The sequence below is a fragment of the Flavobacterium sp. genome, assembly GCF_044341265.1.
Taxonomy (GTDB): Bacteria; Bacteroidota; Bacteroidia; order Flavobacteriales; family Flavobacteriaceae; genus Flavobacterium.
This window is the reverse complement of the sequence record NZ_JBIISA010000001.1, coordinates 236,341-247,238: the sequence shown is the minus strand read 5'-3', so window position 1 is coordinate 247,238 and position 10,898 is coordinate 236,341. Positions and strand designations below refer to the sequence as shown.

At 31.0% G+C, this 10,898-nt stretch carries 8 protein-coding genes; 6 read left to right on the top strand and 2 right to left on the bottom strand.

The features are described 5' to 3' along the window. Positions 1 to 171: 171 nt before the first annotated feature. Positions 172 to 705, top strand: coding sequence for an RNA methyltransferase (locus ACIQ06_RS01105; RefSeq protein WP_396143139.1), 534 nt, complete (start codon positions 172 to 174; stop codon positions 703 to 705). A gap of 4 nt (positions 706 to 709) precedes the next feature. Beyond that, on the top strand, positions 710 to 2,764 hold the full coding sequence (locus ACIQ06_RS01100; protein ID WP_396143137.1) for a T9SS type B sorting domain-containing protein: 2,055 nt from the start codon (positions 710 to 712) through the stop codon (positions 2,762 to 2,764). Here the strand turns inward: ACIQ06_RS01100 and folK are convergent. Continuing rightward, positions 2,761 to 3,894: a 2-amino-4-hydroxy-6-hydroxymethyldihydropteridine diphosphokinase gene (gene folK, locus ACIQ06_RS01095; RefSeq protein WP_396143135.1), complete on the bottom strand. Its 1,134-nt coding sequence runs from the start codon at positions 3,892 to 3,894 to the stop codon at positions 2,761 to 2,763. The genes ACIQ06_RS01100 and folK overlap by 4 nt on opposite strands. A 140-nt stretch (positions 3,895 to 4,034) precedes the next feature. Here folK and sppA point away from each other — a divergent pair, with 140 nt between their 5' ends. Together sppA and ACIQ06_RS01085 are read left to right on the top strand one after the other, a co-directional pair. After that, a complete protein-coding gene (gene sppA, locus ACIQ06_RS01090) occupies positions 4,035 to 5,801 on the top strand; it encodes a signal peptide peptidase SppA (RefSeq protein WP_396143133.1) in 1,767 nt (588 codons plus the stop codon). A gap of 211 nt (positions 5,802 to 6,012) precedes the next feature. Further along, the gene (locus tag ACIQ06_RS01085) at positions 6,013 to 8,637 is read left to right on the top strand and encodes an AsmA-like C-terminal region-containing protein (RefSeq protein WP_396143130.1); all 2,625 of its coding nucleotides are present in this window, start codon (positions 6,013 to 6,015) and stop codon (positions 8,635 to 8,637) included. Between the two features lie 34 nt (positions 8,638 to 8,671). Here ACIQ06_RS01085 and ACIQ06_RS01080 read toward each other — a convergent pair whose 3' ends face one another. After that, positions 8,672 to 9,466, bottom strand: coding sequence for a DUF2797 domain-containing protein (locus ACIQ06_RS01080; protein ID WP_298305759.1), 795 nt, complete (start codon positions 9,464 to 9,466; stop codon positions 8,672 to 8,674). A gap of 81 nt (positions 9,467 to 9,547) precedes the next feature. Between ACIQ06_RS01080 and ACIQ06_RS01075 the strand changes: the two genes are divergently transcribed. After that, on the top strand, positions 9,548 to 10,438 hold the full coding sequence (locus ACIQ06_RS01075; RefSeq protein WP_396143128.1) for a hypothetical protein: 891 nt from the start codon (positions 9,548 to 9,550) through the stop codon (positions 10,436 to 10,438). A 23-nt stretch (positions 10,439 to 10,461) separates the two neighbouring features. Next, a complete protein-coding gene (locus ACIQ06_RS01070) occupies positions 10,462 to 10,863 on the top strand; it encodes a hypothetical protein (RefSeq protein ID WP_396143126.1) in 402 nt (133 codons plus the stop codon). The last annotated feature ends 35 nt before the right edge of the window (positions 10,864 to 10,898 follow it).

Genomic DNA, 10,898 nt, shown 5'->3' with positions numbered 1-10,898 from the left:
AATAAAAAACAGTTGCAAAAAGTAAAACGCTTATAACGGATGTATAAAATCCTACTATAAGCGTTTTTTTATTCTCTAAAAAACGGTGCTAATCAAAATAAACGATGTTTTTCAGTGCCCTCCGATTTTCGGAAGCTTTTTTTTTGAATACCTTTACCAAAAAAATTAGAAATGCGAAAATTAGAAAACAGCGAACTTGAAAGAAAATCGGTTGAAGATTTTAAACAAGCTGAAAAAACACCAATAATCATTGTCTTAGACGATATTAGAAGTCTTCACAATATTGGCTCGGTATTTAGAACTTCTGATGCATTTCTAATTGAAAAAATTTATCTCTGCGGAATAACCGCAACACCTCCAAACAAAGAAATTCATAAAACCGCACTTGGAGCAACTGAGACCGTCGCATGGGAACATAACAAAAGTGTTGTTGAAGTTATTGAAAACCTTAAAAAAGAAGGTACTTCTGTTTATGCTATTGAACAAGTTGAAAATGCAATATTCTTAGATGATTTTAAACCTGAAAAAGAAAAAAAATACGCATTAGTTTTCGGAAATGAAGTTTTTGGAGTTTCTCAAGAAGCTATAAATCTAAGTGATGGCGTTATAGAAATCCCACAATTAGGAAGTAAACATTCATTAAATATATCGGTAAGTACAGGAATAGTAGTTTGGGATTTATTTCAAAAAATAAACACTCTTTAATCTTGTGAAAATAAAAAACATAATTAAAATATTTGTTTTATTTTTATTACTAATTGGGCCTTCTACGAAAGCTCAAACATCTAATGTCGCACCAATTTTAACTGCATCCGGAAACCAAATATACTGTCCTGGAACTTCGATGAAGATAGTTACAAATATGACTATTGTTGATCCAGATGATCCAGGTATAGACACTATATACATTCAAATTTCATCAGGCTATATTTTTGGTCAAGATCTATTAACTTTAACAGGTTTTCATCCAACTATTACAAGTAATTGGGATATAAATACTGGTAAATTAACTTTAACAGGACTTTCTAGCCAACCTACCTATACCGATTTGGAGGCTGCAATCGAAGATATAGAATATTCAAATAGTTCAACGAACCCAACTGGAATAAGGACTTTTTCAATTTCTATTGGACAAGCCAATTACTTACCTTCAAATGGACATTATTATCAATATATTCCCAATATCGGAATAACTTGGTCTGATGCTAGAGTTGCCGCTACTACCAACTTTTATTATGGAATTCAAGGCTATTTAGCTACAATAACGGCAGCAGACGAAGCGCAACTTGCTGGAGAACAATCAGCCGGTGCAGGTTGGATTGGAGGTAGCGACGAACAACAAGAAGGTGTTTGGAGATGGATGACTGGACCTGAAGCAGGAACAAGCATGGTTTTTACATTCTGGAATAATGGTGAACCAAATAACTCTAACGATGAAGATTATGCTCATATAACAGCGCCTGGAGTTGGAATTTTGGGATCGTGGAATGACTTATCTAATACTGGGGAAATAAGTGGCGATTACCAACCAAAAGGGTATATAGTAGAATATGGAGGAATGCCAGGCGATCCAATAATTCAAATTTCTACAAGCACAACAATAACTATCCCAAGTATTATCTCAACAACAGCCGCAGAAATTTGCAATCCTGGAGTGGTAACTCTTGGAGCGACTGCAAATGTTCCAGTAATTAATTGGTATACTTCTGCAACAGGAGGAATGCCAATTGCAACAGGAACAACTTTCACTAGTCCTTTTTTAAATTCAACCACTACATATTTTGCAGATGCCTCTCCTATTGGATGTACTTCAAATATTAGAACTGCTGTAACTGCTTCTGTTAATACAACACCTATTTTAACTACTAATACTAATGTAAGTATTTGCGAAAACACAGCAACGACACTTAATGCTTCTACTTCAGTAGGAGTAATAAATTGGTATTCGTCTTTAACTAGCACAACTCCTTTAGTTACAGGAACCAGTTTTACAACTCCAGCATTATCACAAAACACTACTTATTACATTGAAGGAAACAACAATGGTTGTCTTTCAATTGGTAGAATTGCTATAAATGTTCAAGTAATTACAAAACCTATAGTTGTTGATGAAAATCTTACACTTTGTGAAAACGAAACACTTACTTTAAACGCAGGAATAAACAATGTTTCTTATTTGTGGTCAACATCTGAAACTACCAATACAATTACCATTGCTTCTCCTGGCATTTATTCTGTTTTAATTACAGATTTAACACCACAAGGCTGTTCAAACACTAAAACATTTACTATAACTCAGAATGACCTTCCTGTTATTGATGACGTTTTGATTAATGGCACAACTGCAACAATTATCGTTTCAACTTCTGGAGATTATGAATACTCCATTGACGGTGTGAGTTTTCAAACATCTAATGTATTTACCGTTTCTGACGGCGGAATTTATAATGCTATAGTTCGAGGAAAAAATAATTGTGGTATAGATTTTAAAGAATTTGCAGTAATTACAATCCCTAATTTTTTTACTCCAAATGGAGATGGATTTAATGACAATTGGACCATTAAGGGTTTGATGTATTATACCAATGCAAAAGTTTCTATTTTTAATCGATATGGAAAGTTAATTAAACAACTGAATGCTATAGATAATAATTGGGATGGAACTTTAAACAACCAACTTTTACCATCTGACGATTATTGGTTTACGTTTAAAAAGGATGAAAACACTCCAGAAATAAAAGGTCATTTTTCCTTAAAGCGCTAATTCAACTTCTTTTTAATTTCATCAAGAATGAAAATATAATCTTCTTGATTTTTTACAAAATCTCTTTCAGAAACATCTACTATAAGTACATTCAAATCTTTCTGAGTTTTGATATAATCGAGATAACCGTTGTTGATTTTTTCTAAATATTCTGCCGGAATTTCTTGCTCGTAACTTCTTCCTCTACGTTTAATATTTGCCAATAATCGTTCAGTATTTTGGTATAAATAAACATACAAATCGGGTTTTGGCATTTCTTTGTAAATGATATCGAAAAGCGTTTTATACAATCGAACTTCATCTTCAGCTAACGTTACTTTTGCGAAAATTAAAGATTTAAAAATATGATAATCGGCAATTATAAAATCTTTAAACAAATCAAATTGTGCTAAATCATCTGATATTTGTTGGTATCTATCTGCCAAAAAAGACATCTCTAGCGGAAAAGCATATCGGTTTTGATCTTTATAGAATTTAGGTAAAAACGGATTGTCTGCAAATCGTTCTAAAACGGTTTTAGCATTAAAATCTTCTGCTAATTTAGAAACCAAAGTTGTCTTTCCTGCACCAATATTTCCTTCAATTGCAATGTAATTGAAATCGTCAAAATTGATTTTTTGCAAAGGCGCATTCAATTTTGAAATCTTCACACAATTTCCTTCATCCTTACAATCTTTTAAAATATCTGAAATTGATTTTTGAGAAATTGGATGTGTCCAATCGGAAACCACTTCCATCATTGGTAACAAAACAAAAAGTCGGTCTTGAAGATGTTTGTGCGGAATTTGTAATGATTCAGATTCAATAATTTCATCATCAAAAGAAATCATATCAACATCAATAACTCTTGGTTGATAATCGGAGCTTTCGGTTCGAACTCTACCCAACTTTTTTTCAACTTTCAAAATATTTTTTAAAAGCTTTTGTGGATTTTTGTGCGTATGAATTAAAACCGCACAATTGTAAAACGAATCACTAGAAAAACCCCAAGAATCTGATTCAAATAAAGAGGAAACCTTTACTACAGTTCCAACTTCTTGATGCAATAAATCAATACAATGCTCAATGTTTTCAAGGCGATTACCTTGATTACTACCTAGCGAAAGTATAACTTGATGTTGCTGATTCATATTTGGCAAAATAACTAAAAGAATTTTAGAATTGAAGTATATTTGTGGCTTGTGTTGATAACTATTTTTATTTTATAATTAATCAAATGGTTTGTAACAAATTACCTTTTTCAACTACTAATTAGTAAAAATTAAATATTATGAGATTTTTAGGAAATGTATTAGCCACTATTGTTGGACTATTTATTTTTTGCATGATTTTTTTCTTCGGAATTATCTTGATTGGCGTTATTGCTGGTAGCGGAGATTCTGAAACAGTTTCGGTTAAAAGCAATTCTGTAATCGAGTTAGATTTATCTAAAGTCAACTATGATTATGCTGGTAAAACCAATTATGACGACATGCCTTTTTTGAACGACAAGGACAAACATGACGGATTATTCGATATAATCAACGCAATCGAATACGCCAAAACTGATTCGGATATTGAAGGAATTTCAATTTTAAACAATTTTTCAAATTTAGGAATTGCTCAAACCAAAGCGTTGCGTGATGCTTTAGAAGATTTCAAAAAATCGGGTAAATTTATTTATTCTTATGCCGATGTTTATTCGCAAAAAGATTACTATTTGAATTCAGTAGCTAATGCTATTTATTTGAATCCAATTGGAGAATTAGAGTTTAAAGGATTATCTGCCGAATTGATGTTCTTTAAAGATTTACAAGAAAAATCGGGTGTTAAAATGGAAGTAATTCGCCATGGAAAATACAAAAGTGCAGTAGAACCATTTTTAGAAAATAAGATGAGTGATGCCAATAGAGAACAAACTACGCAACTTTTGACTTCAGTATGGAATTCGGTTGTAACCGATGTTGCAGCTAGCAGAAAAATCTCTGTTGCACGATTAAATCAAGTTGCTGACGGACTTTTAGCAAGAACACCACAAATGGCAAAAGCTGAAAAATTAATCGACGTTATTGCTTATGAAGATGTATATCATAATGACATCAAAAAAGCTTTAAAAGTTGATTCAGACGATGATTACGATAGAGTTTCAATTGAGGATTATGCTGAAAAAGTTGCTTCTACATCAAAAGATTATTCAACTAAAGATAAAATTGCTATTATTTATGCTCAAGGCGAAATTGGTAGCGGTGAAGGTGATGTAAACCTTATTGGTGAAGGTGCGATGCGTCGTTCACTTCAAGAAGCAAGAAAAGATGAAAATGTAAAATCGATAGTTTTAAGAATCGATTCACCTGGTGGAAGCGCTTTAACATCGGAATTAATTTGGAGAGAAATCGAATTGACTAAAAAAGTAAAACCTGTTGTGGTTTCTATGGGAAATTATGCAGCTTCTGGTGGTTACTATATTGCTTGTAATGCAAACAAGATTTTTGCTGAAGCTAATACAATCACTGGTTCGATTGGAGTTTTTGGAGTTTTACCAAACTTTACTGTTGCAGCTGATAAAATTGGTTTAGACATCGAACAAGTAAAAACGCATACCAATGCCGCAGGTTACAGTCCGTTTATGCCATTAGATGAAAACTATCGTGGTTTTGCTCAAGAAGGTGTTGAAAAGATTTACTCAACTTTTGTAAATCGAGTTGCTACTGGAAGAAAATTAACTTTCGAGCAAGTTGATGCAATTGGTCAAGGTAGAGTTTGGAGTGGTCAAGATGCTTTAAGAATTGGTTTGGTTGATAAAATTGGAGGAATGGACGAAGCTATAAAAGAAGCAGCTAAACTTGGAAAAACATCAAAATATAGAATTCAAAATTTCCCTGAATTTGAAAAGAGTTTTGAAGACGTTTTAGCACAATTTGGATTTGCACAATCGCGTCAAGCTATTATAAAAGAAGAAATTGGAGAGCAAAATTATAAAGTACTTCAACAAATAAAACAAATGACCAACCAAAAAGGCGTTCAAGCAAGAATGGCTTATGAGTTGAAAATTAATTAATCAAAAAACGATTGGGTTAGTTGTTTTTATCCGTCTTATTGAAAAATGAGACGGATTTTTTATTTGTAAAAGTTGTTCTACTTCAAGGAAATAATGAAACATTTTATGACAATTTTACAAACTAAAACCATCCTAAAACACTAAATTTGTTAATTGTTTTAAGAAAGGCAAGATATTTGCATTGAATTAGTTGAATAAATAGTGAATCATTATGGTAAAGAAAATTTTAAAAATCGTTGGAATTGTATTGTTGTTATTAGTTGTATCAGCTTTTGCAATTCCGTATTTATTTGAAGATCAAATAAAAGCTAAAATTTTAAAATCTATCAATGAAAGTGTTGATGCAAAAGTAGCTTTTACCGATGCTGATTTGAGTTTGTTTAAAAGTTTTCCAAATGCAAATGTAGCTATGGAAAATTTATCTATTGTAAACAAAGCACCATTTGAAGGTGACACTTTGGTTTCATTCAAAGAATTAAATTTAAAAATGTCGGTGATGGAATTGTTTAATGGCGATAACGAACCGTTAAATATTGATGCCATTTCCTCTAAAAACGGATTGATTAATATAATTTTCAATAAAGATGGCGTTGGAAATTTCGACATTGCTTTAAAAAATCAAGACCAAAAAACAGACGATGGAAAAAGCAAACCACTTTCTTTAAAAATTAAAGAATACGATGTTGAAAATTTCAAGTTCAAATATTTTGATGAATCCTCTAAAATTTCGATGGTTCTTGACAGCATCAATCATTCTGGAACTGGCGATTTTACAAATGATGTTTTAGATTTAGACACTAAAACAACAGCAAAAATTTCGTTGAATATGGACAAAGTAAATTATATGAATAATATTAGTGTTTCTTTGGATGCCATTCTCGGAATTGACTTAAAAAACAGCAAATATACCTTCAAGGAAAACAAAGCAAAAATCAATGAATTACCATTAGAATTCAATGGATTTATCCAATTAGTGGATGCAGGACAATTATATGATTTGACTTTCAAAACACCGACTTCATCTTTTAAAAACTTCTTAGGGCTAATTCCTTCGGCTTATGCAAGCAGTTTGGATAATGTGAAAACTTCTGGTGATTTTACCGTTGCTGGTTTTGCTAAAGGAATGTTGACCGATACAACCGTTCCTAAATTTAATATTGCTATTGCTTCTAATAATGCTTCTTTTCAATATCCTGATTTACCAAAATCGGTTAAAAACATTATCATTGACACCAAAATCATCAATGAAACTGGTGTAATGAATGATACTTATGTGAATTTAGACAAACTATCATTTTCTATTGATCAAGATGTTTTTAACGCTAAAGCAAATATAAAAAATGTTGCTACAAACGCTTTGGTTGACGCCGCATTAAAAGGAACAATTAATTTAGGAAATCTATCAAAAGCGTATCCTATTAAATTAGAAAAACCACTTTCTGGAATTTTAAAAGCTGATGTTACTACAAAATTTGATATGGAATCGGTTGAAAAAAGTCAGTACCAAAACATCAACAATGCTGGAAACATCAACTTAACTGGATTCAAATATGTGGATGAAAATGGCAAATCGATGAATATTAATAGTGCAATTGTTCAATTCAATCCGAGTCGTGTTAATCTTCAAGAATTTAAAGCTACTACTGGAAAAAGCGACATGAATGTAACTGGAGTGTTAGAAAATTTCTACGGATTTATTTTCAGAAATCAGAATTTACAAGGAAATTTCAACCTAAGTTCTAATCAACTTGCTGTTTCTGATTTTATGACAACTGCAGAGCCAACTGCTAAAACAGAAACGAAAGCTAAAACTGAGGCGATGAAAATTCCTGCGTTCTTGGATTGTTCGCTTACAGCAAAAGCTAACACGGTTTTATATGATAATTTAACTTTGAAAGATGTTTCTGGAAAATTGATTGTAAAAGACCAAGCGGTGACTTTACAAAATGTGAAAACCAATATTTTTGGTGGTTCTATTGGTGTAAACGGAATGGTTTCTACCAAAGCAAAAATACCAACTTTCAATATGAATCTTGGTTTGAATCAAGTAAATATTGCCGACAGTTTTACCCAATTGGACATGTTGAAAAAAATTGCACCAATTGCAGGAATCATCAACGGAAAACTAAATTCAACTATCAAATTATCAGGAAATTTAGACGCTAATGAGATGACTCCTGATTTAAAAACATTATCTGGAGATTTATTAGGTCAATTGTTGTCAACGACTGTAAATTCGAGTAATTCTACCCTTTTGAGTGCTTTGGATTCCAATTTGAATTTTATCGATTTGAAGAAATTAAATTTAAACGATTTAAAAGCGGCTTTAACATTTAAAGATGGAAAAGTTACTGTAAAACCATTTGATTTAAAATACCAAGACATTAAAGTAACGGTAGGCGGAACGCATGGTTTTGACCAATTGATGAATTACAATTTAAAATTTGATGTTCCTGCAAAATATCTTGGAACCGATGTCAACAATTTAATTGCAAAATTATCTCCGGCAAATGCAGCTAAATTGGAAAACATTCCTGTAAATGCGGTTCTTGGTGGTTCTTTTACTACTCCAAAAATCACTACAGATGTTAAAACTGCAACCACAACTTTAGTAAACAATTTAGTGAAACAACAGAAGGAACAATTGATTGGAAAAGGTAAAAATGAATTAGAAAATCTTATCAATAAAAACAAAAAACCTGGCGATACTACAAAAACTAAAGTTCCAGCAACAAAAGAAGAAGTGAAACAGGAAGTTAAAACCAAAGCCAAAGATTTATTAAATGGTTGGTTGAAGAAAAAAGAAAAACCTGCAAGCACTACAACAACTCCATAAATTAAGATGCCTTTCGATTTGAAAGGCATTTTTTTTACAAACTAATCTTCACTACATAACCTTCAAAAGTTCGAATATTAAAAACAGTTCCGTCTTCGAAGATTAAATATTGTCCTTTTATTCCGGTTAGTTTTCCTGAGAAGTTTGGAGATTTATCCAAATTTAAACTGGTTACCTTTTTAGGATATTCCAAAACTGGAAAATGCAAATCATATAAATCTTCTTTTTCTGGATGATAAAATTCTTGTACTTCTTTTGGAATTAGGTATTTCAAATTGGCACGTTCTTTTATCAAATCGGCAGCTGGAACCTCATTTTTCAGCATTTTTTGCCAATTGGTTTTGTCTGCAAAATGATTTTTCAAAGCTACTTCGGTAATTCCTGCCAAGTATCGATTTGGAACCTCAACAATAGGAATGGCTTGCACCGCACCTTGATCAATCCATCGAGTTGGAACTTGTGTTTTTCTTGTCACGCCAACTTTTACCTCACTTGATAAGGCTAAATAAACAATATGTGGTTGCAATTGTACTCGTTTTTCATAGTCCAAATCTCTATCTTCAATATCTAAATGCGCTGTCGATAATTCGGGTTTCATAATCCAATCGCCTGCAGAGGCGCTACTCATAAAGCAATCATAACAAAATCCTTGACGGAAAATTTTCTTTTTCTTACCACATTCCAAACATTGATAGCCAAGAAAATTAATTTCTAACGATTTGTTTAACAACTGATTCAAATTCAAAAAACTGTTTTCAAAAACCAAATAATATTGAATTGGATTAGAAAACTCTGTTTGCATTTTGGTGAGAACGCCTTCGTATTGCATGATAGATTTTAATTAAGAAGCGAAAATTACAATAAATTTACTATTTTAGCGTAAATATAGATGATATATATAAAGATTTAAATGACTAAGAATATCAAAATATTATTTTTACTCTTAATTATTAGTAATGTGGCTTTTGGTCACAAAAACACTTATTTCAAAAAAAAGTACGGAAATATTGAATTAGTTTCTTCAACTTATTATTATACAGAGGATATTAATAAAAATCTAATAATAGGTCAATATGCAGAAAAATTATCTGAACTTTTAAAATACAATGAATCCATTCAAATATATCTAAATCAAGACTCTACAATAAAAATTTATACCTGGCAAAAAGATATTAATCAAAAAGACGAATCTGCAAGCTTGAACATAATGATTAACTCTCCTGAAAAAGATGTTACTAAATGTTTAAATTTTATAGAAAAATCAATACTTAATAGAGATAAAATTCAACTAGAAAAAATTAATTTTCAAAATTGGTATGAGTCAAATGATTTAAGTATAAATGTACAAGAGGTCTTGAAAATAAAAATTTATCGACCGAATGATATTGAGCAACTTCCCAAAACAAAATTTTTTGATTATTATTTTCAAAACAATAATTTTCATGTAATTTCTACCGTTAGTTGTGCTATACGTGAATTAGATACTTTTACTGAAATACTTCAATTTGTAGAACCAAAATATTATGTTTTATGTGTCTTTACTAAAATGAATGCTTTACAAATTTTCGAAGCATCGTGTAAATATAATTTTGAAGAAAAAAATTATTATTTAGAATCCCATAAAACTGAATTGAAAATTGAGAAAAGAGCTGATTATTTTACAAGTTTTAGACCATATAAAATTTCTTCTCTTGGAAAAAGCAATATAACATTAGAAAGTATGTGGGGTGAAGATTTATATTTATACTCTTTATCGAAGAAAATTTTTATTAATGATTTAGAAAAACAAATTGAAAAATAATTAATTCTCAACCCAATCTGACTATGAAAAATTTCTTTGTTTTATTAACTTTTATATTGTTAAGTTCATTTACCATAAAATCGGAATCTAATTTACTTCCTGACGGCTATTATTATGCTACTTTGGATGAAGAATTTAAAAAAAGAGAGCTGAATGATTTTGAGTTTTTGCTACAAAATGGCAAATTCACCATAAAAATAGCAGAACAACTAGAAACCTTAGAAATGGAATGGTTGGATGAAAACTCCTTTATTGTAAAAGGATACACAGAACCAAAATCGCCTAGTGAATTTGAGCAAAAACTATTGAAAGATTATCGACCAACATTTAACATATATAAAAATAACAATAAAGAATATACGTTCTCTGTTGGTGAAGAAAATGATAAAGAACCAATATTAGCAGGAAGTTTGACTAAAATATAATTCATTTTAATTTTATCGAAGTAAATATCAGCTTA